This window comes from Streptomyces sp. G45, from assembly GCF_049542095.1.
Taxonomy (GTDB): Bacteria; Actinomycetota; Actinomycetes; order Streptomycetales; family Streptomycetaceae; genus Streptomyces.
Genome location: NZ_JBMUZU010000001.1, coordinates 8,364,128 through 8,388,247 on the forward strand (window position 1 = coordinate 8,364,128; position 24,120 = coordinate 8,388,247).

General features: G+C 76.4%; 15 protein-coding genes and 4 pseudogenes. 11 read left to right on the forward strand and 8 right to left on the reverse strand.

The features are described 5' to 3' along the window. Positions 1–57 precede the first annotated feature (57 nt). The 8 genes and pseudogenes from ACOBQU_RS35755 (at position 58) to ACOBQU_RS35790 (ending at position 14,075) form a co-directional block, all read left to right on the forward strand. The gene (locus tag ACOBQU_RS35755) at positions 58–1,350 is read left to right on the forward strand and encodes an ATP-binding protein (protein WP_423633151.1); all 1,293 of its coding nucleotides are present in this window, start codon (positions 58–60) and stop codon (positions 1,348–1,350) included. Then, positions 1,347–4,679: a hypothetical protein gene (locus ACOBQU_RS35760; protein WP_423633153.1), complete on the forward strand. Its 3,333-nt coding sequence runs from the start codon at positions 1,347–1,349 to the stop codon at positions 4,677–4,679. The genes ACOBQU_RS35755 and ACOBQU_RS35760 overlap by 4 nt, the downstream gene beginning before the upstream one ends. Further along, a complete protein-coding gene (locus tag ACOBQU_RS35765; protein WP_423633155.1) occupies positions 4,571–5,536 on the forward strand; it encodes a hypothetical protein in 966 nt (321 codons plus the stop codon). Before ACOBQU_RS35760 ends, ACOBQU_RS35765 begins: the two co-directional genes overlap by 109 nt. 250 nt (positions 5,537–5,786) lie before the next feature. After that, positions 5,787–6,760: pseudogene (locus ACOBQU_RS35770) on the forward strand (AraC family transcriptional regulator). 70 nt (positions 6,761–6,830) lie between these two features. Next, positions 6,831–7,499, forward strand: a pseudogene (locus ACOBQU_RS35775) (dioxygenase); the annotation flags it as partial. Positions 7,500–8,075: 576 nt separating this feature from the next. Then, positions 8,076–9,143 (forward strand): dipeptidase, encoded by a 1,068-nt coding sequence (locus ACOBQU_RS35780; RefSeq protein ID WP_423633157.1) that lies wholly within the window; start codon positions 8,076–8,078, stop codon positions 9,141–9,143. A 230-nt stretch (positions 9,144–9,373) separates the two neighbouring features. Further along, positions 9,374–12,763: a serine hydrolase gene (locus ACOBQU_RS35785; RefSeq protein WP_423633159.1), complete on the forward strand. Its 3,390-nt coding sequence runs from the start codon at positions 9,374–9,376 to the stop codon at positions 12,761–12,763. Position 12,764: 1 nt separating this feature from the next. Then, on the forward strand, positions 12,765–14,075 hold the full coding sequence (locus ACOBQU_RS35790; protein WP_423633161.1) for a M20 family metallopeptidase: 1,311 nt from the start codon (positions 12,765–12,767) through the stop codon (positions 14,073–14,075). A gap of 579 nt (positions 14,076–14,654) precedes the next feature. Here ACOBQU_RS35790 and ACOBQU_RS35795 read toward each other — a convergent pair. Then, positions 14,655–15,017: a hypothetical protein gene (locus ACOBQU_RS35795; protein ID WP_423633163.1), complete on the reverse strand. Its 363-nt coding sequence runs from the start codon at positions 15,015–15,017 to the stop codon at positions 14,655–14,657. Between the two features lie 5 nt (positions 15,018–15,022). Here ACOBQU_RS35795 and menC point away from each other — a divergent pair, with 5 nt between their 5' ends. Further along, a complete protein-coding gene (gene menC / locus ACOBQU_RS35800) occupies positions 15,023–16,132 on the forward strand; it encodes an o-succinylbenzoate synthase (RefSeq protein WP_423633164.1) in 1,110 nt (369 codons plus the stop codon). 69 nt (positions 16,133–16,201) lie between these two features. Here menC and ACOBQU_RS35805 read toward each other — a convergent pair. Then, positions 16,202–17,745 (reverse strand): annotated as a pseudogene (locus ACOBQU_RS35805) (carboxylesterase/lipase family protein). A gap of 142 nt (positions 17,746–17,887) precedes the next feature. Between ACOBQU_RS35805 and ACOBQU_RS35810 the strand changes: the two are divergent. Next, entirely contained in the window at positions 17,888–18,463 is a 576-nt protein-coding gene (locus tag ACOBQU_RS35810; RefSeq protein WP_423633166.1) for a hypothetical protein, read from the forward strand. A 40-nt stretch (positions 18,464–18,503) separates the two neighbouring features. Here ACOBQU_RS35810 and ACOBQU_RS35815 read toward each other — a convergent pair whose 3' ends face one another. From ACOBQU_RS35815 to ACOBQU_RS35825, 3 genes are all read right to left on the reverse strand, one after another. Beyond that, positions 18,504–19,106 (reverse strand): DUF1707 SHOCT-like domain-containing protein, encoded by a 603-nt coding sequence (locus ACOBQU_RS35815; protein WP_423633168.1) that lies wholly within the window; start codon positions 19,104–19,106, stop codon positions 18,504–18,506. 69 nt (positions 19,107–19,175) lie between these two features. Next, positions 19,176–19,739 (reverse strand): hypothetical protein, encoded by a 564-nt coding sequence (locus tag ACOBQU_RS35820; protein ID WP_423633170.1) that lies wholly within the window; start codon positions 19,737–19,739, stop codon positions 19,176–19,178. An 11-nt stretch (positions 19,740–19,750) separates the two neighbouring features. Further along, entirely contained in the window at positions 19,751–20,515 is a 765-nt protein-coding gene (locus tag ACOBQU_RS35825) for a sulfite exporter TauE/SafE family protein (protein WP_423633172.1), read from the reverse strand. Between the two features lie 83 nt (positions 20,516–20,598). Between ACOBQU_RS35825 and ACOBQU_RS35830 the strand changes: the two genes are divergently transcribed. Beyond that, entirely contained in the window at positions 20,599–21,510 is a 912-nt protein-coding gene (locus ACOBQU_RS35830) for a LysR family transcriptional regulator (RefSeq protein WP_423633174.1), read from the forward strand. On the opposite strand, the pseudogene ACOBQU_RS35835 reads toward ACOBQU_RS35830, so the two are convergent. The 3 genes and pseudogenes from ACOBQU_RS35835 to ACOBQU_RS35845 form a co-directional block, all read right to left on the reverse strand. Then, positions 21,507–22,507: pseudogene (locus tag ACOBQU_RS35835) on the reverse strand (zinc-dependent alcohol dehydrogenase family protein). The gene ACOBQU_RS35830 and the pseudogene ACOBQU_RS35835 sit on opposite strands and share 4 nt — an antisense overlap. A gap of 418 nt (positions 22,508–22,925) precedes the next feature. Then, positions 22,926–23,561: a LysE family translocator gene (locus ACOBQU_RS35840; RefSeq protein WP_423633176.1), complete on the reverse strand. Its 636-nt coding sequence runs from the start codon at positions 23,559–23,561 to the stop codon at positions 22,926–22,928. After that, positions 23,558–23,845, reverse strand: a complete 288-nt coding sequence (locus ACOBQU_RS35845) for a hypothetical protein (protein WP_423633178.1) — start codon at positions 23,843–23,845, stop codon at positions 23,558–23,560. The genes ACOBQU_RS35840 and ACOBQU_RS35845 overlap by 4 nt, the downstream gene beginning before the upstream one ends. Positions 23,846–24,120: the final 275 nt, after the last annotated feature.

The window sequence follows — 24,120 nt, forward strand, 5'->3', positions numbered from 1 at the left end:
GGGGCAGGCGCGGCCTCCGGAGGCTCCGGAGCGGGGGCCGGAGGGGAGACGGAGGCCATGGCCGAGCTGTCGGACGTCCGCACCATGGGGGAGCTGGCGGACGAGCTGAAGGCGCTGCGGGCGCGGCTCCGGCTCACGTACAAGGACCTGGAGAGACGGGCGGCCCGCCGCGGCGGCACGCTGGGCACCGGCACCCTGCACGACATGCTCGGCAGGCACACGATCAGCGAGGAGAAGCTGCGCCTGTACCTCGCGGCGTGCGAGGTGGCGCCGACCGAGACCGACGCCTGGGTGGACGCCTGGCGCCGCGCCCGCTCGGGCATCCCGGGCGGCACGACCCGCGGGTTCTTCCGGCACCTCATCACCCGGCACACCAAGCTGTTCGCGGGCCGGGACGAGGAGGCCGCCCGCATCCTCGGCTTCGTACGGGACCGGGGGACCGGGTACGTCTTCGTGGAGGCGCTGTCCGGGTACGGGAAGACGTCGCTGCTGGCCCATCTCGTGGACCGGCACCCGGAGTTCGTCTACCACTTCATCCACCAGGGCGACAAACGGGTGGGCGGCGGCTTCGACCCCACCGACCCCGTGGACGTCCTGAGCAACGTGTGCGAGCAGCTGAACCCGGCGCACGAGCACCACCGGGACCTGCGGCTGCTGGAGGCGGAGTTCCAGGAGCTGCTGGCCAGGGAGCGGCGGCGGCCCACGGTGATCGTCCTGGACGGCATCGACGAACTCGACCCGCCGGGACGCCAGTTGCGCACGCTGCTGCCGCTGCGGCCGCCACCGGGACTCGTCCTGATCCTGTCGGCGAGGAAGTGGGGGCGCGAGCGAGGCGACGGCAGCTACCTGACCGACGTGGGCCTGTCGGAGGCGGCGGTGGACCTGCGCCTGACGCTGCCGGGCCTCGGCCCGGACGCGGTGGTGGAACTGCTGCGCCAGGCCGGGGGCCAGCACCTCGCGCGGGACGGCGACTTCGTGGCGGAGCTGCACACCGTGTCCCAGGGGGACCCCTTCTACCTGCGGTTCCTGGTGGAGGACGTGGCGGCGGGCACGCTGACGCCCGCCAACGTGGACCGGACCCCGACGGGCCTGGAGGACTACCTGGATCAGCAGTTCGACGTGCTCGCGCGCAGCGCGCACCGGCCGCAGCACGTGGAGATCCTCGGGTTCCTGCTGGAGGCCGAGGTGCTGTCCCAAGGCGATCTGATCGCCCTGATCGACGGCCTGACGTGGCTGAACTTCCGGGGCATCGTGCGGGAGATCCAGCGGTTCCTGCTGGTCCACGACGACCAGTACACGTTCTGCCACGACCGCTTCCGGGAGTACTTCAAGAGCAAGGGCGGGATGTGAGCGGACGCCCCCACCGCGCCGATCACCCGTCCGGTCCCGCCGATGGCCGCGCTCCGGGCCGCACCGGTCCCGCCGACGGCGGCGCTCTGGACCGCATGCCCGGTCCCGCCGACGGCCGCGCTCCCGGTCACCCGGCCGGTCCCTGTGACGACCACGCCCCCGGCGGCCCGTCCGCGCGGCCCTCCGTCTCGGACGAGATCGTCTCGCGGAAGGCGTCCGGCGAGTTCCGCGCCCGCCTGCGCGCCCTCGCCACCGACTGGCGGCGCCACCGCACCCCGTACGCCGTGGCCCACGTCGTCCGCGACGCCGCCGAGGACGACCGGGACCACGACCTCTACGAGGCGCTCGTCGACGACGGCTTCCGGGCGCTGCGGGAGTCGCTGTCCGGCATCAACGCCCTCCGCGCCGACCTGCGCATCGGCCGCGACTACTTCAGCGGGCGCCGCCTCGACCTGATCCGCTACATGCACGTCGTCCTCGCCGAACAGGCCGCCGTCGACGACCCGGAGGCGCTGCGCGTGCGCCGCGAGCACTGCCGGGGCTTCGCCGACTTCCTGCAACTGGACCGGCTGCCCGAGGAGCGCGCGGCGCACGGGCTGCACCGGGTCCTCGGGCGGTTCTTCCCGGTGCGGCGGACCGCGGACGGCGACCCGTGGGCCGAGGGCCGGGACACCGGGCCCGCGACGGTCCGCCTGGAGGGCTACGAGCTGGGATCCTGGCGGTGCGCCTGCGGCCGCAGGACCGGCTTCGCACAGCGGTACGCGTACGCCTGCCCCTGCGGGGCGCGCCGCGGCACCGGACGCCTGGCGCCGATGACGCCCGCCGCGCGCGGCCCCGGGGCGTGCCCGAGCTGCGGCGAGCCGCCCGCCTACGCGCGCTGCCCGCACTGCGGCACCCGCGTGTCGCTGGAGAACCTGTGGCGGCTGCGCCAGGGCGACGCCCACCCGTCGGCGTACCGGATCCCCCTGACCCTCGACCTGCTGATCGAGCGCCCGCACCAGCCGCCGGAGCGCACCCGGCTGCTGCTCCTGCGCCTGCCGGTGCCGCTGGGCCTGCGCGAACGGGAGGACGGCATCACCGTCGAACTGCCCGATCTGCTCTGGCTGGGGGAGTACGCGCCGAACCCGGGCGACCAGGACGTCGGCTCCCAGCTGGTGCGGCTGCGCGACGTGCCGCGCTTCGACCGGCAGACCGAGCCGTGCGCGGTCCTGGAGGCGGTGCTCCGCCGCACGCTGTGGGGCGGCAAGGGCTACGGCTACCGCGACTTCGGCCGCCGCGTCCTGAAGGCCGTCGTCGACCAGGAGCGGCCGAAGGCCACGGTCGGCTGGACGCACACCCGCGGCTTCGAGACCCGCGTCGGACGGCTCGCCACGTCGGCGACGGACCCGGAGGAACTGCTGCGGTTCATCGACGTGTCCGCCGAGTGCGCCGTCGCCACCTCGCCGCAGCTGCGGGGCAACGCCGCGCTCGTGAGCAGGCGGCTCGCCGCCCCCGCGGCGCTGTCCGCGCCCCATCTGCTGCACCTCAGGGCACGCATCCACCCCGGCGACCGCCTCACCGCGACGCCGCCCGGGGTGGCGCCCGAGCTGACGGAGGGCCTGGACGCCTCCGGCATCGTGGAGACCGGCCGCCTGGTGCGGCCCGGGCAGGTCGTCGTCGGCATCGAGGCCCCGGTCGACGGTCGGGACATGTCGCCCGAAGAGCGGCTGCTGCACGCCGTGTTCGGCCCGGACGCCCGGAACCGGGAGCTGCGGGGCGGCCCCTGGTTCGTACGCGACCGCTCGCTCACCCTGCCGGGGCGGCGGCCCGGGAAGGTCCTCGCCGAGCACATCAGCCTCGACGACCGCGCCGGGCCCGCCGTCCCGGAACTGCCGGGGCGCTTCGTCACCGAAGGACCCGGCCCCTTCCGGGGCGGGCAGGTGACGGTGACGCTGGTGGTGGACAAGGCGCTGGAGACGGGCGACACCCTGCTGGGCGAGGGCGGTGCGACGGCGGTGGTCTGCGGGATCCTCGGCCCCGCCCGTCTGCGCGAGGCCGCTGGCGGACAGGACGAGCCGGACCTCGTCGTCGCCCCCGACCACCCCTGGGCACCGGCCCCGGACGCCCCGGGGCGGCACGTCGTGCGCGTACGCCTGGACAACAACGGCCGCGGCGGCCGGGAGACCGCCGCCCGGTCCACCGGCGCGTACGTGGTGAGCACCCAGCAGCCGCTCACCGGCGACGAACCCGGCGGCGGCGCGCAGACCCTGACGCCGGAGGACTTCCGCTGGCTCGCCGACCGGGGCGCGCCACGGACGGCGCTCGAACTCTACGGGCCGCGCGGTGACTGCGCCGACTGGCGGGCCCGGCTGCTCCGGAACCTCCTGACGGGCCGCGGCACCGAGGGCCCGCGGCGGGCCCCGCTCGCCCGGTGGGCCTCGCTGGACGACTCCCCTTCGGACGGCGTGCGCCGCTGGGAGCGGCTGCTGCTCGGCGCCCGCGTCGCACCCCGCCTCAGCGGAGGGCGCGTCGCCCCGCGCCTGCTGACCGACGACGACGTACGGGCCCTGTCCAGCGGCGAGGTGACGGAGGCTCAGGACATGCGGTGGACGGTGGCCGAGGGGACGGGCCTCGCGGAGGACCGGCTGGTGCCGGGCGGACTGCTGTGCCAGCGGATCTTCGGGCCGGAGCGGGACGGGCAGTGCGGGTGCGGTTTCCTCCGCCCCCGGGCCGAGGGGGCGACGTGCGAGCAGTGCGGCGTCGCGTTCGGGCCGCGCAGCGCCCGTCGGCGCCGCACGGGCCACGTCGTGCTGCCGGTTCCGGTGGTCCATCCCTGGTTCCTGTACGGCGCGGGCGGCGCGTGGCTCGCGGAGCGCCTCGGCCTCGGCGCGGAGGACCTGCGGGCCGTGGCCCACTACGAGCGGTACGTGGTGCTCCGGCCCGGGGCGCGCCGTCGGCTGGAGCGTCCGCCGTCCGGGAGACCCCGCCCCGGCGGCGGGTGCGTGACGTGCGTGACGTGGGTGATGCGGTCGATGTGCCTGATGTGCCTGATGTGCCTGATGTGCCTGATGTGGTCGACGTGGTCGACGGCGACGCGTGGCGCAGGGCCTCGTGGCAGCGCCCCGACGGGGAGCGGCGCGCGGTCACCGGCGGGGCGGCTATCGCCGAACTCCTCGCCCGGGCGCGGGACGGCTGGCCCCCGGGCGTGCCGGTGGACGGGGTCGTCTTCCGGCTGCTTCCGGTGCCGCCCCCCGACCTGCGGTTCGTCCTCGACGTCCACGACGGCCCCGGCGACGCGGCAGGCCTCCACCCCCGCTACCGCGCGCTGGTGTCCTCCCTCGGCCGCCTGAGCCGGGCGGCCGACCGACTCGGGCCGCTCCCGGACCAGTTCGTCGGGCCGGTGCAGCGGAGCGTCGAGCGGATCTTCGGCACCTCGGCCCCGGAGCCGCCGGGGACGGACGAACAGGGCCGCAGGACGGCCTCGCTCGCCGACGCCCTCGCCGGGCACCGCGAGCGGACCGGCACGCTCCGCGACGCCTTCCTGACCAGGTCCGCCGACTACAGCGGGCACTGCGCGCTCGTCATGGCCGACGCGTCCGACGCCGACACCGCGCGGCTGGCCGGGAACGGTTCGCGGCCTGGCGCGGGCACCCCGCCGCCCGCCGGGGACACCGCCCTCCTCCCGGCGGCCCTCGCCTGGCACCTGTTCCGGCCGTCCCTGGTCAGGGCGCTGGTGGACGCGGGGGCCGCCGACGGCCTCGGCGCCGCCGAGCGCATGGCCGCCACGCAGGCGGACGCCGCGCTGCCGTACCTCAAGGACGTCGCCGCCCGGTCCGTCGTCCTGGTGTGCCTGCCTGCGGGGCCCTGGCGGATCGTCGCGCTGCGCGTACGGCTCATCGGGGGCCCCGCGCTGAAGGTGCCCCCTGAGCTGTTCGACCGGGTCGGCTGGGAGAACCTGGGCCGAGGGGTGCGGGTCTTCGGGCTCCTCACCGAGGGGGCCGCCCGGGAGGCGTGGGCCGCGCTGTCCCCCGCCGCCCTGGTCGCGGGCGCGCCCTGCGCCGCCCCGAGGACGCGGCCCCGGACCTCGCTGTTCGACCTGGAGCGGAGCACGCTCGTCGACGACCTCACCGCGGCGGTGTACGAGGGCCGCGCGTTCCCGCTGGCCCCCGAGGACCACCTGCTGCTGTGCGACGAGCGGTGGCCCTGAGGCCCCGCGTACGCCCCCGAGGAGCCCACGTGACCACCGACGCGCGGCCCCCCACGTACGCCATCGGCCCCCCACGTGCGCCGTCGGCGCCCCGTGTGGCCCCGGATCCTGGCGGGGGAGCCGTGAACTTGGCCTGAGATGCGTTGGCCCCTCACGTCCGGCGTGTCATGGTGGAGGGACCTCTTGATTGGTCTGGACCTGACAATCCGGCGCCGCCGCGGCCGGAGGCGTCGGGGTGAGGAGCCTAGGCATGCGCGGGACCACAGTCTTGCCCGACGGACGGAAGAACAGCGCGGAACCGGAGAGAGGGGGACTGCCGGTGCACCGCCTCGAAGTGCCCATGCCGAACACGCTGCCCTTCGCGATCGGCACCTTCGACACCATCGGCCCGATGTCCCGGGCCTCCTTCCCCACCGGCACACCTTCCACGAGATCGTGTACGTCACCGGCGGCACCGGCCACCACGTGGTCGACCTCACGCGGTTCGCCCTGCGACCGCCCCACCTGTGTTTCATCGCGCCCGGCCAGGTCCACTACTGGGACCAGGTGCGGGGCCTGGAGGGGTGCGTGATCCTCTTCACCGAGGACTTCCTCCTGGAGTACCCCGGCGACGTCGACGTGCTGCGCGGCCTCGGCCGTCGCTCCTGGCTGGAACTGTCCGACCGCGACGCGGCCTGGGCGGGGCGGCTGGTCGCCGACCTGGACCACGAGTACCGCACCGGCGCCGAGGGCTTCCACGGCGTGCTGCGCGCGCTGCTGCACGTCCTGGTGGTGCGGGCGGCGCGGCTGCCCGCACCCGAGCGGATCCACCGGCACCCCGCGACCGAGCCGGGCCCCGAGGCCGCCCGGTCGGCGCCGGTCGCCGCCGAGTTCGTCACCCTGCTCGGCGCCCCGCAGGCCCCGCTGTGGTCGGTGCGCGAGTGCGCCAACCGACTCGGCGTTTCGGTGAGCTACCTCAGCGAGGCCGTGAAGGCCTCCATGGGCCGCACCCCCGGCGAACTGCTCCGCCAGGCCCGGGTGCACGAGGCCAAACGCCTCCTGGTCTGCACGGAGTTGACGGTGCGGCAGGTCGCCGACCGGGTCGGTTTCAGCGATCCCGCGTACTTCTGCCGGTTCTTCCGCAGGGAGACCGGGGCGAGCCCGGGGGACTTCCGGAGGGGCGGTGGCGATATTCACCACGACCACCGGCTTCCGTCCATCGCACGGGCCGCGCGGTCCTCGTAGCTTCTAAGCCGTTCCCGACCCCCACTCAGGAGGAACGATGGACGGCGACACGCGCGCGAACGGACACGGCATGGGCGAGGACGCCACGGGTGCCGACGCGACCACCCCCGACCCCACCACCGGCTCGGGCCCGAGCCGCAAGACGGTGCTGCGTGCCGCGCTGGCCGCGGGCATCGCCGTACCGGCGTCCATGGTGGGCGTGCCCGCCCTGGCCCGCACCGCGGCGGAGAACGGCGAGACGCCCGAGCTGACCCCGCCGTGCGACGACGGCGACGACCCGACGCCCCCGCAGATGGAGGGCCCGTACTTCAAGCCCAACTCCCCGCTGCGCAACAACCTGATAGAGCCCGGCGCGCAGGGCATCCGCCTGACCGTCACCGGCTATGTCTTCGGCCTGGCCTGCAAGCCGATCGACCGCTGCCTGCTCGACTTCTGGCAGGCCGACGCCCGCGGCGCCTACGACAACGTCACCTACCGCTACCGCGGCCACCAGTTCACCGACGCCACCGGCGCGTTCAAGCTCACCACGATCTTCCCCGGCCTCTACCCGGGCCGCACGCGCCACCTGCACGTCAAGCTCCAGGCACCCGGCCGCCCGATCCTCACGACGCAGCTCTACTTCCCCGGCGAGCCGCGCAACAACACCGACCCGATCTTCGACCGCCGACTGCTCATGAACGTCCGCAACGTGGGCGGCGCGAAGGAGGCGGACTTCGACTTCGTCCTGAACGTTCCGCAGCGCGCGGCATCCCGCCGCTGACCCCGAAGGTGTGGACCGGCACGTGGCTGCGCCGGTCCCGCCCGTCGTCACTGCCAAGACCGCCGGGTCCCGGGTGGCCCGACGGTCCGCGAGAGGTGACAGTGAGCGTACGGGTGCGAAGGCACGGTGGCCGTCACGCGCGGCGTTGACGTTCGTCTGCGTGGGGGCGGCCGTGATGGCCGCCGTGCCTTCGGCGTTCGCCGGAGTACGAGAGGTGTAGCGCCCGCCAGGGGGCGGTGGTCCCGGTCATCCGGGGCCACCGCCCCCTTTCTCGCATTCCCCCGCCCCACTGCCCCTTCGTCATCCGGCACCAACCGTCCGGATCTTCTCGTCCGCGACGACGAATCGCCGGGCCCGGGGCGGGCGCGACACTCGCTGGGTTCCGGTCGTGGAATCCGAGGGAGGTCGTGGGTGGTGACAGCGGTGCCGTCCCGTGTGCGCCGTGCCCGGCCCGGGCGGGCCCCGCGCCGGACCAGCGGCCGACGCCCCGGGCCGCGCGGCCGACGCCGAGCCCGTCGGCGGACGGGGCACCACCCAGCCGAAAGGAACCCGAGCATGACCACGCTCTCCTCCGACGCGGCGGCGCTGCACCGGCGCAGCGTCGTTGCCGACACGCACAACGACCTGCTCTGCGCGGTCACGGCGCGGCCCGTCGACCGCTGGGCGGCGTTCTTCCGCGAGCGGTGGCTGCCGCAACTGCGGGCGGGCGGCGTGAACGTGCAGGTGCTGCCCGTGTTCATCGACGACGAGTTCCGGCCCGAGGGCGCGCTGCGCCGCACCCTGCGCATGATCGAGGCCGCCCACCGCCTGGCGGAGGGCAACGCCGACGCGGTCCGGCTGTGCGCCGACGGCGCCGCTGTGGACGCCGCCCTGGCCGACGGCCGGATCGCGCTGGTGCTCGCCCTGGAGAGCGCCCCCGGCGTCGGCGAGGACGTCGAACTCCTGCGGACCCTGCACCGGTTGGGCGTGCGCATCGCCTCGCTCGCGCACTTCGGGCGCACCGCGCTCGCCGACGGCAGCGGCGAGGACGCGGCCGGAAGCCGCCTGACCCGGGCGGGCGTCGCCGCGCTCCACGAGATGGAGCGCGTCGGCATGCTCTTCGACATCAGCCATCTGGGCGCCGCCGGAGTCGACCACGTCCTGGAGCTGGCCACGCGGCCCGTCATCGCCACGCACTCCTCGGCGCGCGCCCTGCGCGACCACCACCGCAACCTCACCGACGACCAGGTGAAGGCGACCGCCGCGAACGGCGGCGTGGTGTGCGTGAACTTCTTCGCGCCGTTCCTGCACGAGCACGACCACACCGTCGACCGGCTCGTCGACCACATCGAGCACTTGGCGGGACTCGTGGGCGTGGAGCACGTCGGACTCGGCCCCGACTTCGTCCAGGAGGTCCTGGCCGACACCACCCAGCCCTGCTGCGCGCACGCCGTCATCGAGGGCGTGCCCACCGACCGGTACCTGCCCGGGCTCGAAGGGCCCGCCGGGCTGCCGCTGGTGACCGAGGCGCTGCTGCGGCGCGGCTGGGCCGACGACGACGTCGCCCGGGTCCTCGGCGGCAACGTGCTCCGGCTGTTCCGCACGGAGTTGGGGCGGCCCGCGCCCGCACGCCCCGCCGCTTGAGCCTCGCCCCCACGTGCTGCTTGAGCCTTGCCCCCGCGTGCTGCTTGAGCCTCGCCCCCATGTGCCGCTTGAGCGTCGCCCCCACGCGCCGCTTGAGCCTCGCCCCCACGCGCCGCTTGAGCCTCGCTCCTACACGGTGCCTGAGCCGCGCCCCCATCCCCCATCCGCCGTCCGAGCCCGTGCCCGAGTCCGAGCCCCTGCCCCCCGACGCCCCAGGAGGCCCCGCACCCATGACCCCACGGCCCAGCATCGACGACCTGTACGGCCTCGCCCTGCCGGAGCGGCCCGCCGTCCGCCCCGACGGGCGGCGGATCGCCTATGTGCTGCGCACCACCGACCGGGCCGCCGACCGCGACGTGCGCACCCTGTGGCTGGTCGACACCACCGGCGACGCGCCACCGCGCCAACTCACCCGGGGCCAGGCCGACACCGAGCCCGCCTGGTCGCCGGACGGGACGCGGATCGCCTTCCTGCGGGCGGGTGACGACGGGCCCGCGCAGGTGTGGCTGCTGCCCGCCGACGGAGGCGAGGCCGAGCGGGTCACGTCGCTGCCGCTCGGCGCGGGGGCGCCGGTGTGGAGCCCGGACGGCAGCGCCCTGGCGTTCACCGCGCCCGTCGCCCCGGGCGGCCCGCGCGCCCAGGAGCCGGTGGTCGTGCGGCGCCTGGACCACAAGGCCGACGGCACGGGCCTGCTGCGCGGCGTCCGCACCCATGTGCACGTCCTGCGCCTCGCCGACCGGGAGGTCCGCCAGGTCACCCACGGCGACTGGCACGCGGGCGCCCCCGCCTGGTCGCCCGACGGCACCCGCCTCGCGTTCCCCGCCGCGCGCGACGCGGACGCCGACCTGACGTTCCGCAGCGCGGCGTACGTCGTCGACGTCGGCCCCCGCCGCCCGGAACCGGTGCGGGTCAGCCCCGCCGAGGGGAGCGCGGCGGCGGTGACGTGGACGGCGGACGGCGGCGCGCTGCTCGTCGTGGGCGAGCGCCGCGTCACCATGGGGCACGCCCGGCTGCTGCGGGTGTCCCTGGCCGACGGCGCCGTCACGGACCTCACCGGCGCCGCGGACCGCAACGTCATGCCGGGCGCCCCCGGCTACCCCGGCGCGCCGCCCCGCCTCGCCCCCGACGGGCGGACGGTGCTCGTCTGCCTCCGCGACCGGGGACTCACCAAGCTGTACGCCGCCGACCCCGACGGCGGCCGCCCGCGCCCGGTGGTCGACCGCGACGCCACCCAGGTCGACGGCGTGTCCGTCGCGGGCGGCACGGTCGCGGCGGTGCTGTCCACCGCCACGTCGTACGGCGAGATCGCCACCGTCGACCCCGGCTCCGGAGAGGTCCGGGTGCGCACCGCGCACGGCGGGACCGCCACCGCCGGGCGCTTCGTGCGCGAGGAACGGGAGTTCACCGTGTCCGACGGCACGGTCGTGCACGGCTGGCTGGTGCGCGACCCGGCCACGCGGGGGCCCGCTCCGCTGCTCCTGGACGTCCACGGCGGCCCGCACAACGCCTGGAACGGCGCCGCCGACCCCGTCCACCTGTACCACCAGGTGCTCGCGGCGCGCGGCTGGACGGTGCTGCTGCTCAATCCGCGCGGCAGCGACGGCTACGGAGAGGCGTTCCTCACCGCAGCGCGCGGCGCGTGGGGGAGGGCCGACGCCGCCGACCTGACCGAGCCCCTGGCCCAGCTCGTCGCCGAGGGCACCGCCGACCCCCGGCGGCTCGCCGTGACCGGGTACAGCTACGGCGGGTTCATGACCTGCTACCTGACCAGCCGGGACGACCCCGGGGGCGACACCGGAGCTGACGGGCCGTCAAGCGGCGTCTCCGTACCGCGGTTCGCGGCGGCCGTCGCGGGCGGCGTCGTCTGCGACCTCACCAGCATGGCCGGGACCTCCGACTCCGGGCACGGCCTCGGCCTGTTCGAACTCGGCGGCCCTCCTTGGGAGGAGCGCGCCCGGTACGCCGACCAGTCGCCGCTGACCCGGGTGGAGCGGGTGCGCACCCCCACCCTGATCCTTCAGGGCGCCGAGGACCAGCGCTGCCCCGTCGGCCAGGCCGAGCAGTGGTTCAGCGCGCTGCGCGCCCGGGGCGTACCGGCCGAACTCGTCCTGTACCCCGGCGGCGCGCACCTGTTCCCGCTCGCCGGGCGGCCCTCGCACCGCGCCGACTTCAACCGGCGCGTCGTGGACTGGGTGGAGCGCCATGCCGCCGCACCCCACCGGCTGCGCCGGGCACCGCTCGACGCCACGCACTGGCGGCACCGCCTGGCCGACCTGGCCACCGCGCACCGGGTGCCCGGCGCCGTCCTCGGCGTGCTGCGCCTCGGCCCCGGGGACGGCGCCAGCGACGAGGTGCTCCAGGCCCACCACGGGGTGCTTTCCACCGCCACCGGCGTCGGCGTCACCGACGACGCCGTCTTCCAGATCGGCTCGATCACCAAGGTGTGGACCGCGACCCTCGCCCTGACCCTCGTCGACGAGGGCAAGCTCGACCTGGACGCGCCCGTGGCGGACGTCCTGCCCGAGCTGCGCCTCGCCGACCCCGACGTGACCCGGCGGGTCACCATGCGGCACCTGCTCACCCACACCAGCGGCATCGACGGCGACATCTTCACCGACACCGGCCGCGGCGACGACTGCCTGGAGCGCTACGTCGCCCTGCTGGACGGCGTCCGCCAGAACCACCCCGTCGGCGCCACCCTCTCGTACTGCAACGCGGGCTTCAGCGTCGCCGGGCGGGTCATCGAGAAGCTGACGGGCCGCACCTGGGACGAGGCGCTGCGCGAGCGCCTGACCGCACCCCTCGGCCTGACCCGCACCGGCACGCTGCCGGAGGAGGCGCTGCGGTGGCGCACCGCGACCGGGCACCTCGGCGACGGCGCGGCGGACCCCGCGCCCGCCCCGGTGTGGGGGCTGCCGCGCTCGACCGCGCCCGCGGGGGCCGTCAGCGCGTCGGCCGCCGACGTCCTCGCCTTCGCGCGGCTGCACCTGACCGGCGGCCTCGCCCCGGACGGCACCCGGCTGCTCAGCGAGCGCGGCGCCGCCCTGATGGCCGCCCACCAGGCCGACATCCCCGACCGGGACTGGCTCGGCGACTCCTGGGGCCTCGGCTGGATCCGCTTCGACTGGGACGGGCACCGCCTGTACGGGCACGACGGCAACACCATCGGCCAGTCCGCGTTCCTGCGGGTGCTGCCGGAGCAGGGCCTCGCGGTCACCCTGCTCACCAACGGCGGCAACGCCCGCGACCTCTACCAGGACCTGTTCCGGGAGCTGTTCGCGGACCTCGCCGACGTCACCCTGCCCCGCCCCCTCGCCCCGGCCGCACGGCCGCCCGCCGTCGACGTCTCCCCGTACACGGGCGTGTACGAGCGGGCCTCGACGCGCATCGAGGTCCTCGCCCGGGACGGGGAGCTGACGATGCGGCAGACCACCACCGGGCCGCTGGCCGCGTACGAGCCCGCGCCCACGCGGGAGTTCCGGCTCGTCCCCGTCGACGAGACCCGGTTCGTGTTCCGGCGGCCCGGCGAGCGGACCTGGGTGCCGGTCACCTTCCTCACGCTCCCGACCGGCGAGCGGTATCTGCACACCGGTGCCCGCGCCACGCCGAAGGTCGCCTGACATGGCGATACCCCGGAACCGGACCGCCGGACCCGTCCGCGACGCCGAAGCGGCCCTGCCGCGCCTGCTCGCCGACATCGAACTCCTCGTGCGCCGCGAGTCGCCCTCCGCCGACCTGGCGGCCGTCGCCCGCAGCGCCGACCTGGTGGCGCGGATCGGCGCCGCGCACCTCGCGGCGGAGCCCGAGCGCCTCGTCGTCGACGGGCACACCCATCTGCGCTGGCGCCTGGGCAGCGGCCCGCGCCGCGTGCTGGTCCTCGGACACCACGACACGGTCTGGCCCCTCGGCTCCCTCGCCACCCACCCGTTCCGCGTCGAGGGCGGGCTGCTGCGCGGACCCGGCTGCTTCGACATGAAGGCGGGCCTCGCGATGGCGTTCCACGCGGTCGGGGCGCTCGCCCGCACATGGGGCGGCGCCCACGGGGACCCCGCGGAAGGCGGCGGCGCGCCCGGGACGCCCGGCGGCGCCACCGTCACCGTCCTCGTCACCGGTGACGAGGAACTGGGCTCGCCCTCCTCCCGCGCCCTCGTCGAGGCCGAGGCACGGGGCTGCGCGGCGGCCCTGGTCCTGGAGGCGTCGGCGGACGGCGGCGCCCTGAAGACGGCCCGCAAGGGCGTGTCGACGTACGAGGTCGCGGTGCACGGGCGCGCCGCGCACGCCGGGCTCGAACCGCAGCGCGGCGTCAACGCCGGTATCGAGGCCGCCCACCAGATCCTCGCCGTCGCCGCGCTCGGCGACAGCGCCGCCGGGACCACCGTCACGCCGACCCTGCTCGCGGCGGGCACCACCGCCAACACCGTCGCCGCCCACGGCACGTTCGCCGTGGACGCCCGGGTGCCGGACGCCGCCGAGCAGGCCCGCGTGGACCGCGCGATGCGGGCCCTGCGCCCCGCCCTCGACGGCGCCCGCGTCGAGGTGACCGGCGGCCCCAACCGGCCGCCGCTGCCCCGCGCCGCGTCCCGCGACCTGTTCGTCCGCGCCGACCGGCTCGCCCGCGCCCTCGGCGTCGGACCGCTCACCGAGGCCGCCGTCGGCGGGGCGTCGGACGGCAACCTCACCGCGGGCGTCGGCACCCCCACCCTCGACGGGCTCGGCGCCGTCGGCGGCGGCGCCCACGCCGACCACGAACACGTCCAGGTGGCCGCGCTGCCCCCGCGGACCGCCCTGCTCACCGCGCTCCTGCGAGACCTCGTCGCCGATGCCGCCGATGCCGCCGATGCCGCCGATGCCGTCTCGGCCGTCGAGGTCGGTGACTCGCGGGCGCCCCACGCCACCGCACACCCCACCACAGAAGAAGACTCCCGTGACTGAACCGTCCAGACTGCCCGGCCCACCCGGCCCGTCCAGCCCGTCCGTTGAGCCGCGCCGCGCCCCCGCCCCCACGGCCACCGCCAACCGTGAGGCGCCCCGCCCGGCTTCCGCTGAGCACACGGCCCGCGCGGCCCGCGCGGCCGCCGCCGCCGCCCGTGCCGCCCGCACCCGCGTCCGCCAGCTGACCGACCTCGCCGACCTGGAGGCCGTACAGCGCCTGTGCGAGGACATCTGGCAGACGGGCGGGAAGAACCCGCCGGTGACGGCCGAACTGCTGCGCGCGCTCACCAAGGCGGGCAGCTACGTGGGCGGCGCCTTCGACGGCGACCGGCTCGTGGGCGCCTGCGTCGGCTTCTTCGCGCCGCCCGCCGAGGAGGCCCTGCACAGCCACATCGCCGGGGTCGCCGCCGACCTGCGCGGCCGCAGCGTCGGCTACGCCCTCAAGCTGCACCAGCGGGCCTGGGCGCTCCACCGCCGACTCGCCGAGATCTCCTGGACCTTCGACCCGCTTGTGCGCCGCAACGCCCACTTCAACCTCGCCAAGCTGGCCGCCGCGCCCACCGAGTACCTGCCGAACTTCTACGGCCGCATGCGCGACGCCCGCAACGGCGCCGACGACTCCGACCGGCTCCTGGTCACCTGGCGGCTCGCCGCCCCCGAGGTCGTCGCGGCCTGCGCGGGACACCGCCCGGCCCCCGCCACGGCGGGCGCCGCCACCGGCCTCGCCGTCGCCCCCGACGGCGGCCCCGCCCCGGCACCCTCGAAGGGCCCGCCGTCCTGGTCGCCGTACCCGACGACATCGAGCGGCTGCGCGCCACCGACCCGGCCCGCGCCACCGCCTGGCGCTCCGCCCTGCGCGACACCCTCGGCGCGCTCCTCGCCGACGGCGCGCGGATCACCGGCTTCGACCGGGCGGGCCGGTACCTCGTGGAAAGGAAGCACCCCTGATGAAGCTCACCGGAGTCGAACTCCGCCGCGTCCGCATGCCGTTGGCGGCTCCGTTCCGCACCTCGTTCGGCACCACCCAGGTCCGCGAGGCGCTGCTGCTGCGCGCCGTCACCGCCGACGCCGAGGGCTGGGGCGAGTGCGTCGCGCTGAGCGATCCGCTGTACTCGTCGGAGTACGTCGACGGCTGCGCGGACGTGCTCAGGCGGTTCCTCGTGCCCGCGCTCACCGGCCGCCGCGACGGCCTCGACGCGCCCGCCGTCGCACCCGCCCTGAGCGCCTTCAGGGGGCACCCGATGGCGAAGGCCGCCCTCGAAACCGCCGTCCTGGACGCGGAGTTGCGCGAGCGCGGCGTCCCCCTCGCCCGTGAGCTGGGCGCCGTGCGCGACCGGGTGCCCTGCGGGGTGTCCGTGGGCATCATGGACTCCGTCCCGCGACTCCTCGACGCGGTCGCCGGATACCTCGACGAGGGGTACGTCCGCGTCAAGCTGAAGATCGAGCCCGGCTGGGACATCGCGCCGGTGCGTGCCGTGCGCGAGCGCTTCGGCGACGACCTGCTGCTCCAGGTCGACGCCAACACCGCCTACACCCGCGCCGACGCCCGCCACCTGGCCGGGCTCGACCCGTTCGGGCTGCTCCTGATCGAACAGCCGCTGCCCGAGGACGACCTGCTCGGCCACGCGGAGCTGGCCCGGCGCCTGCGCACACCGGTCTGCCTGGACGAGTCCATCACCTCGGCCCGCGCCGCCGCCGACGCGATCGCCCTGGGCGCGGCCGGGGTCGTCAACATCAAGCCGGGCCGGGTCGGCGGCTACCTGGAGGCCCGCCGCGTCCACGACGTGTGCGTGGCCCACGGGGTGCCGGTGTGGTGCGGCGGCATGCTGGAGACCGGCGTCGGCAGGGCCGCGAACGTGGCGCTCGCCGCCCTGCCCGGCTGCACGCTCCCGGGCGACACCTCCGCTTCCGACCGCTACTACCGGGACGACATCACCGCCCCGTTCACCCTCGACGCCGGTCATCTGCCCGTGCCGACGGGCCCCGGCATCGGCGTGGACCCGCTGCCGGACGCCCTGGAGGCGGTCACGGTCCGCACGGAGTGGCTCCCGGCGTGACCCGCCCGCGTCCGTCGGCAAGGGTGACCGCCCGCACTCGGCGCCGGACGGGACCGCCCCGCCCCGCGGCTAGCCGTTCACGAGCGGCAGCGGCGCGAACACGTGGTCCCGCCAGATGCGGCGGGAGACCTCCTCCGGGTAGGCGGTCACCGTGGACGTCGTGTCGAAGACCCGGGTGAGGCGCCGCGCGCTGTCGTACGCGGGCCAGCCGGGGTCGCCGTGGGTGGCGAACCCCGTCCACGCGGCACGCATCCGCGCCGACAGCGCCTCCGCCTCCGGGGGCGGCGGGCCCTGGCCGATCAGCGCGGCGGGCTGCCCCGGTCCAGGGTGCCGAACACCAGCGGCACGTCCAGGCCGTGGCAGGCGCCGAGCGCGCCGCCCATGCCGGGTGCGGCCCACGCCAGCTCGTAGACGTGGGCGCGCCCGCCCGCCGCCGTGTGGGCCTCGGCGAGACGCAGCGACGGCATGCGGAACAGCCAGTCGGAGTGCACGGTCTCGTACAGCTCCTCGGGGGTCGCGCCCACGAAGCCCTCCCGGTAGCGGCGGGCGCCGTCCCGGCCGGGCGCGAAGGCGCGCAGCGCGGCCTCCGCGTCCTGGTCGGACACCTGGCCGAGCAGCCCGTCGAGCGCGGTGAACAGGCGCTGCTCGTCGCGGGTGTGGCCGACCATCAGGGAGACGTTCTGGCCGCTTCCGGCGGCGAGCGCCCGCCAGGGCGTGTCCGGCAGCGTCTCGCCGTCGACGACCGGCGCGTACGGGATCGACCGGCGCGCGGCGAGACCCCAGCGGTCCGCCCACCGGCCCATGTCCGCGGCCACGGCGTCACCGGCGGCCGACAGCCGGGCCGGGTCCACGGTGGCGAGTCCGGCCGCCGTGGCCGTGCGGCCGAGCCCGTCCGCGCAGGCCCCGGCGATGTCGGCGGCCAGCTCGGGCGTGAAGTACGTGCCCTGGGCGCTCTGCGCCACGGCCCGGCCGAAGAGCCCGGCCGCGCGCGGCATCGCCAGCAGCGCCGCGACCGAACCCCCGCCCGCGGACTGCCCGAAGACCGTCACGCGGTCCGGATCGCCGCCGAACGCGCGGGCGTTGTCCCGCACCCACTCCAGCGCCGCGACCTGGTCGAGCAGCCCCCGGTTGGCGGGCGCCCCCGCGAACTGTCCGAACCCCTCAAGCCCCACCCGGTAGTTGAACGTCACCACGACGACGCCGCCGTCCCGCGCGAGCCGCGCGCCGTCGTACTCGGGCAGCCCCGCCATGCCGATCGTGTACGCGCCGCCCTGCACCCACACCAGCACCGGAAGCCCCGCGCCCGGCCCCGGGTCGGGCGACCGGACGTTGACGGTCAGCCAGTCGCCGCCCGCGTCCCGCGCCAGCTCGGCCATGGCGAAGTGCCCGCCCTGCGGGGGCGGCGGCCCGTACGCGAACGCCTCCCGCACGCCCTCCCAGGCCCGCACCGGCCGGGGCGCGGCGAACCGCAGCACCCCCACGGGCGGCTCCGCGAACGGGACGCCGAGGAACACCGCCACCCCCGCCTCCCACCTGCCCCGCACCACTCCGCACGCGGCACGGACATCGACGGTGGCGTCGGACGGTACGGACCCCGCGGACTCGGCAGGCATCATCGCGACTTCCCCTCAGGCAGGTGGACCCCGGTCCCGAGGAGCATCCGGCGTGTCCGGCACCCGGCACCAGTCATTTACGGACGCACCGGTACACAGGCCCGGTTGTCCTCCCTGACGGGACACCCTGCAAGATCGACACATGAGGACCACCAGAACGACACGGCTCGGGGCACTGGTGCTCGCGGGCCTCGCCGCACTGACAGCGGGCTGCGGCAGCGGCAGCGCCGAGGGCCCGGCCGAGGCGTACCGGCGCACGCACCCCACGCCGACCGCGATCACGACCCCGCGTACGGCGAAGGACTTTCCGTGCCCCGGAGAGCGCCCCGCGCCGACTGCGGCTGCGCAGGCCACGGGTGAGGCGCCGCCGCCCGGCGACCACTACGCCGAGAACCACGGGTTCATGGAGCCCTTCCCGCTGCACGGTCAGCGCCGCTGCGACGGCCTGGCGGCCGTGCGCCGCGTCAAAGGCGCGCTCGAACCGCTGCGCGAGCGCGGCGACTTCGCCCCGGCGCACACCCGCGCCGCGCTCACCGCCCTCGGCTACCCGGCGCGGAAGGTGCGGGTGGCGGAGAACGGTCCCGCGGGCGTCAGCTTCCTCGTCGACGCCCCCGGGATGTGCCTGGAGGGCACCGTGAGCCGGACCGCCACCGAGGCGGACGCCTTCGACGGCTACCCCGACCACCCGGGCTGCGACCGGCCGTCCGGCGGCCACTGACCGCGCCCCGGCCCGCCCGGCCCGGTGCCGGGGGCGGGGCTCAGCGCGACGCCGCCCGCCGCAGCCTGCGCCGCTCGAGGAAAGTGGGGTGGCGGATGGTGACGCCCGCGTGGCCGCCCGTGCCGGTGAGGCGGATCAACGGTGCACCCGGGAGCCGGTCCGGCGTGGTCGTGTCGTGCAGGCCGCTGAAGCCCAGTTCCGTGCCGCCGAGTTCCACGGCCCAGCCGTCGGGGACGACGACGGTGACACCGCCCGACTCGCCGTGCACCTCAAGGGCGATCTCGGGCAGGTGACAGACCGCCTGGCTGAAGTCGAGGCTGGCGCCGCCGTGGCCGCCGCGCACGCACACGCGCGCGGGCACCTGCCAGCGCCCCTCGCGGGCCGCGCCCGCGGCGCCGCCGTCGAGCGTCATCAAAGCGGCGGGATCCACCGCGCCCGCGGGGGACGGCAGATCGGCGGTCAGCGGCGCCAGCTCGCCGTGGGTCGTGGCCACGAGGGCCCGGCCGAGCCGCGCGTCGAGTTCGTCGAAGTCGAGCCGCCCCTCGGCGGCGGCCGCGTTGAGGCGGGCGACCACGGCCTCGCGTTCGCTCTCGGAGACGCGGAGTTCGCCGCGCTGCGCGGGCTCGGGCAGGTCTGCGCTCATGGGTTCGAGGATACGGAGCGGGGTGCGGCGGCCTGGCGCGCGCGGACGGCGGCCGCTCGCCCCCCGGGATCACGTGCCTGTCCCTCGCCGATCGCCCTGCCTCGATGACCCGGCCCGCTCCGCCCGTGCCAGGGCGCCCGAGACCGGCGCCGCCCCCGGGTCCTCGTCGCCGTCCGCGTGCCGCCGCACCCAGTCGTCGAGGTCCCGCGCCGCCTCCCAGGGCTCCCGGAGCAGATGGGACCGCCACCAGTCCGCGCCGCCCCGGGGCTCGGGCGCGCGCAGAGCGTCCCGGAAGCGGGTCTCGGCCGGGGCGAAGCGGGCCCGCGCGGCCTGCTCCGGCACGCCCAGGGCGGCGCCGACGAGACGCCAGCTCGCGCCGCCCGCGCGCTCGTACACCACGGCGGTGTCCAGGAGGTGACGCGCCGCCGCCAGCAGTTGGACGGCGTCGGCCAGGGCCGCGCCCGGGGAGCGCACGGTGCCGTTCGGGCGCACCTCGTGGGCGCCGATGGGCACGGCGGCGCGGGCCAGCTCGGCCAGCTCGCACGCCTCGTGGGCCAGCAGGACGCGCGCCCGGACGGCGTCGGAGTAGGAGGCCGAGGGTGTGCACGGGGCCTGCGGGGTGCCGTCGGTCATGGCGGGGGACCTCAGTCTCGGTGGTGGAAGTAGAGGACGGTCGTGGTCACGGCGGTCGTCAGGACCACCGCGCGCAGGAGGCGGGCGGGCAGGCGGCGCGCGACCCGGGCGCCGATCAGGCCCCCGGCGACGGCGCCGGTCAGCAGCGCGGCGAGCGGCAGGGGAGCGGCGAGCGCGTCCGAGGCGACGAGGAACAGGGCGGCGGCGCTGAGGTAGACGGCGGCGAGCTGGGCGACCCGCATCGGATTGCTGACCGCCGGGTCGAGGCCGAGGCCGACGCTCCACAGGGCCAGCATCATGATGCCTACGGCTCCGCCGAAGTATCCGCCGTACAGGGCGAGCAGGAACTGGCCCGCGAGGACGGCGCGGGAACCGAGGCCCACCGGGCGGCCGAGCGCGCTGTGCAGCGCCCGCGACAGACGGCGCCCGAAGGCGAGCAGCGCCGTCGCGAACGCCAGCAGCCACGGCACGGCCGCCGCGAACGACGCCGCCGGGAGCGCCAGGAGAAGGGCCGCGCCGAGCCCGCCCCCGACCGCGCTGACCGCCGTCAGGGCGGGCGTGGACACCGGCCCGACCGGGGCGATCTCGCGCCGGTACACCCACGCGCTGGCCGCCGCCCCGGGCACGAGCGCGATCGTCGACGCCGCGTTCGCGGTCACCGGGGTGAGGCCCGCCGCGACGAGCGCGGGCAGCGCGACGAACGTGCCGCCGCCACCGACGGCGTTCAGCGCCCCGGCGGCGACACCGGCCAGCAGGACGAGCAGGACATCGGGCACCCGCCGAGCATCGTCCCTGGGCGGGCGGGCCCACAATGCGCGATCGACGAAGCCAGCCTCAGGCTGTGCCATAGGCTGAGCGGGTGCGCTACGACCTGGACGACCTGCGGCTCTTCCTGCACATCGTGGGGGAGGGCTCCATCACGGCGGGCGCCCGCCGGACGCATCTGAGCCTGCCGTCGGCCAGCGCCCGGGTGCGGGCCCTGGAGCACCACGCCGGGGTGGACCTGCTGATCCGGGGCCGCCGTGGCGTGCGGCCCACCCCGGCGGGCTCGACCCTGGCCCGGCACGCGCGGGAGGTGCTCGCCCAGACCGCCCGGCTGGACAGCGCCGTCGCCAGCTACACCCGCGCACCGGCCGTCCCGCTGACCCTGCTGGGCGGCAGCTCCGCGATGCACCGCCTGGTGCCGCGGGCCCTGGTGACGTTCCTGCGGGCGCACCCCGACGTCGACGTCACCGCCTCCGAGAGCCGCACCCCGCGCACGGTGCGGATGCTCACCGACGGCGCGGCGGACCTGGGCGTCGTGGTCGACGACGAGGCCCGCGCCAGCGGCCTGCGCACCGAACCGCTCGGCGACGACTCGCTGGTGGTCATCGGGCAGGCGGGCGGCATCCTCGCCGGACGCGCCACGATCCCGTACAGCGAGGTCGCCGAGCACCCGCTCGTCGGGCTCGACACCGGCTCCGCGCTGCGCCGCTGGATCGACAAGCACGTCGGGCCGCACGCGCCGGTGGCCCGCCACCGCACCACCGTGGCCGGACTGAACGTCCTCGTCGCCCTCGCGGCGGCGGGCGTCGGGCTCGCCGTCGTACCGCGCCGCGTCGTGGACCCCGGCGAGCCCGTCGACGTGTGCGCCCTTGAGGACCCCTGGGCGCGCCGCCGCCATCTGCTGGCGTGGGGCGTGAAGGCCGAGGCGCCCGCCGCCGCCGTCACGGCCCTCGCCGACCACCTGCGCCGGGCCGCCCTGGCCGAGCCGCCCGGCGCGGACGCCTAGCCGTGGTCCACGGTGACCACGATCTTCCCCACCTGGGCGCCCGACTCCATGTAGCGGTGCGCCTCGGTGATCTCCTCCAGGCGGAAGGTGCGGTCCACCACGGGGAGAAGGCGCCCGAGCCGAGGCCGGAGGTGACGAACGCCTCGGCGCGGCGCAGCCGTTCGGGATCGCGGGACGTCTCCTGGAGGGCGTAGCTGCGCATGTTCAGCGCGGGCAGTCCGAGCTCGATGCCGGGGTACGGCGTCGGCTCGCCGCTCAGCATCCCGTACAGGAACAGCGTCCCGCCCGGGGCGACCGCCCGCGCCAGGTCCCGTACGCCGGGCCCGGCGACGGCGTCGAAGACGAACTCGGCGCCGCGGCCCCGCGTCAGGGACCGCACCCGCTCGACGACGTCCTCGTCGCCGGTGACGACCACGTCGGCGGCGCCCTGCTTCAGCAGCGCGTCCCGCTTCCCCGGGGTGCGCGTGGTGGCGATCGGCAGCGCCCCGACGCGGCGGGCGATCTGGAGCGCGGCCAGGCCCACGCTGCTGGACGCGGCGGTCACGACGACCGCGTCCCCGGCGCGCATCCCGCCGACCTCCACCAGCGCCCCGTACGCGGTGAGGTAGGGCATCCACACCGCCGCGCCGCCGACCGCGTCGAGCCCCTGAGGGCGGTGCACCAGCGCGGTCGCGGGCATCAGGGCGCGCTCGGCGTACGTCGCGTAGTCGTTCATGGAGAACGACGGCACCACGCTCACCGCGTCGCCCGCGGCGAACCCCGACACGCCCTCGCCGACGGCCTCGACGACGCCCGCCGCCTCCGCGCCGAGCCGCGCGGGGAACTCCCGGACCGGCTCGATGTAGTCACCGGCGCGGAACATCACCTCGGCCCGGTTCAGGCCGATGGCGTCCACCCGGATGAGCAGTTCACCGGCGCCGGGCGCGCCGACCTCGACGTCCTCGAGCCGCAGCACGTCCGGCCCGCCGTACTCGTGGAACCGCACTGTCCTGACCATCACGCGTCGTTCCCTTCCCTTGAGTCGAGGAGGCCCTGACGCCCCCTGGTCGGTTCCCCGGCGGCGCGCCCGCGTCGCACGGCGCGGAGCGCCGCCTCACTCACTGAAGCGAAAAGCCCGGCGTACGGCTTCCCCGCTCGCCCTCACTCGTCTTCAGTGCCCCAAGCGCCTTTGCTCCGAGCCTCGTTGACCGGGGACGGCGGTATCCGCGGAGCGCCACTCCACCGGGCCCGCCCGGCGTAGCGCCGTCGGCCGGGTGCCGGACGCCCTCGACCCTCGTCGCCGCGCTGGTCGGCGGCGAGGCGCCGTGACCCGGCGGGGGCGCTCCCTGGTTCCGGTACGTCGGCGGTGTACTCGGCGGCACGGGCCACAGGCCCGGCACCCAGCGCCCCGGGCCGCGTACGCGCCGCCCCGGCCCTCAGGCCCGCGTGGCCTCCACCGCCGTGGCCGCGCCCAGCGCCAGGAGCGCGCCCCCGGCCGTGCCCTCAAGGGCCCGCGCCACCCGGGGCCTGCGCAGCCAGCCCAGCAGCCGGTCCGTGCAGAACGCGACGAGCAGCAGCCAGCTCGCGGCGATCACCGCGTCGACGGCGCCGAACAGCAGCGTGGCGGCCAGCGGCGCGTGCCCCTCAGGCAGGAACTGCGGGACCACCGCCACGAAGAAGATGCCGACCTTCGGATTGAGCACACAGCTCAACACGCCCTGGCGCAGCGCCTGAGCGGTCGAGACGGCGCCCGGCTCGACGGCGGCGGGCGCCGAGGGCCCCGCACCGGCGCGCAGCGCCCGCAGCGCCTGCACCCCCAGGAGCATCAGATAGGCGGCACCGGCGAGGCGCACCGCCATGAAGGCCGCGTCCCACCGCTGGAGCGCCGCCGCGAGCCCCACGGCCGCCGCCACGGCCCACACCAGCGACCCCAGGGCGGCCCCGACGGCGGTCGCGGCCCCGGCGTGCCGCCCGCCGCGCAGGCAGTTGCGCAGCACCAGCAGCATGTCGGGCCCCGGCACCACGGTCACGACCAGGGCGAACAGCGCGAAGGCGAGCAGGGACCCGGTCATGCGAGGTCCGCCAGCCGCTCGGAGAGGCCGCCGCACCGGCGCCGCCGGTCGACGGGGTGCGACTCCAGGTTCCCGTGGCGCACCCGGCCCGAACGGTCCCGGCCGCGCCGCATCCGCTCGCGCCCGCCGCTCACCTCCCGCTCGCTCCGCCCGCAGGTCACGGCACCGGGCGTCACGACACCCCGCGCCTCCCCCTCGGCGCACAGGGCGAGCGCCTTCTCCTGCGCCGCCACCGACCCGTCGGCCCCTCGGGTCTCGTCATGGCCGTACGGTTCCGCAGCCATGGGGAGCACCCCCTTTCCTGTGTCACGGTCGCGCCCGATCCCGGCCGTGGCCGCGCGCGGGACGCGAAAGACACCGCCCGGACGGGCGGTGTCGGAGCCATCATGCCAGGTCAAGGGCCGTATGCGGGAGGCCGGTTGACCCGCTCCGGACACTCTGCGCCGACCTGCGGCGGAACGCTCCCGCACCGTCCTCGCCGGTTGCTTCCGTACCGTCCTCGCCGTATATCGGTGTGAACGCGCCAGTTGGCGGATTCGCCCCCTGGGGGAGCGGGGGC

Excerpts from the sequence above, each read along its gene's own strand:
- ACOBQU_RS35785 (WP_423633159.1), top strand. The coding sequence starts at position 9,374 with ATGACCCCACGGCCCAGCATCGACGACCTGTACGGCCTCGCCCTGCCG.
- menC (WP_423633164.1), top strand. The coding sequence starts at position 15,023 with ATGAAGCTCACCGGAGTCGAACTCCGCCGCGTCCGCATGCCGTTGGCG.
- ACOBQU_RS35845 (WP_423633178.1), bottom strand. The coding sequence starts at position 23,845 with ATGGCTGCGGAACCGTACGGCCATGACGAGACCCGAGGGGCCGACGGG.
- ACOBQU_RS35810 (WP_423633166.1), top strand. The coding sequence starts at position 17,888 with ATGAGGACCACCAGAACGACACGGCTCGGGGCACTGGTGCTCGCGGGC.
- ACOBQU_RS35815 (WP_423633168.1), bottom strand. The coding sequence starts at position 19,106 with ATGAGCGCAGACCTGCCCGAGCCCGCGCAGCGCGGCGAACTCCGCGTC.
- ACOBQU_RS35840 (WP_423633176.1), bottom strand. The coding sequence starts at position 23,561 with ATGACCGGGTCCCTGCTCGCCTTCGCGCTGTTCGCCCTGGTCGTGACC.
- ACOBQU_RS35820 (WP_423633170.1), bottom strand. The coding sequence starts at position 19,739 with ATGACCGACGGCACCCCGCAGGCCCCGTGCACACCCTCGGCCTCCTAC.
- ACOBQU_RS35755 (WP_423633151.1), top strand. The coding sequence starts at position 58 with ATGGCCGAGCTGTCGGACGTCCGCACCATGGGGGAGCTGGCGGACGAG.
- ACOBQU_RS35780 (WP_423633157.1), top strand. The coding sequence starts at position 8,076 with ATGACCACGCTCTCCTCCGACGCGGCGGCGCTGCACCGGCGCAGCGTC.
- ACOBQU_RS35790 (WP_423633161.1), top strand. The coding sequence starts at position 12,765 with ATGGCGATACCCCGGAACCGGACCGCCGGACCCGTCCGCGACGCCGAA.